The following is a 457-nucleotide window of genomic DNA, read 5'->3' as shown; positions in this document are numbered from 1 at the left end:
CCATTGCGGCGTCCGGTCGCCACGTCGGACGCACGGTGACGTCGTCGAACTCTTCGGCAAGCGTCTGGTGATGCTTGAGATCAGAGGTCGGATCGTCCGTGCTGGAGACGACCTCGACGTTCATCTCTTTGAGGAGGCGTCGCTGACGCATCGCCGGGTTGTCCAGAGCAGATTTCGTTTCGGCCCAGATTTCGTCGGCGGTGTCTGCCGAGATCTGTTTGTCAATACCGAAACGACGCTTCAGGTCGAGGTGGATCCACTCGTAGGTGGGATTACCGGCGAACTCCGGGAACACCGATGCGAGTGCGTCCCATTTCTCGCGATTGGTCGCGTCGCCCGTAATCTTCCGCTCCGACACACCTCGTTTCCGCATCAACTGCCAGACGTAGTGATCGGTCGCTCCCTCGACCTCCCAGATATCGTTCCAGCCCTCGTCCCGCGCCAGCGCCGCCACGTC

Annotated in this window: 1 protein-coding gene; it reads right to left on the bottom strand. The window is 61.1% G+C overall.

The genetic code is table 11. From position 1 onward, the window contains the following. A partial coding sequence (locus DVK07_RS21630) for a glucuronate isomerase (protein ID WP_199719733.1) occupies positions 1 to 457 on the bottom strand: 457 nt, incomplete at both ends.

The organism is Halorubrum sp. Atlit-26R, assembly GCF_003666015.1.
Taxonomy (GTDB): Archaea; Halobacteriota; Halobacteria; order Halobacteriales; family Haloferacaceae; genus Halorubrum.
This window is presented reverse-complemented; position numbering and strand designations above follow the sequence as displayed.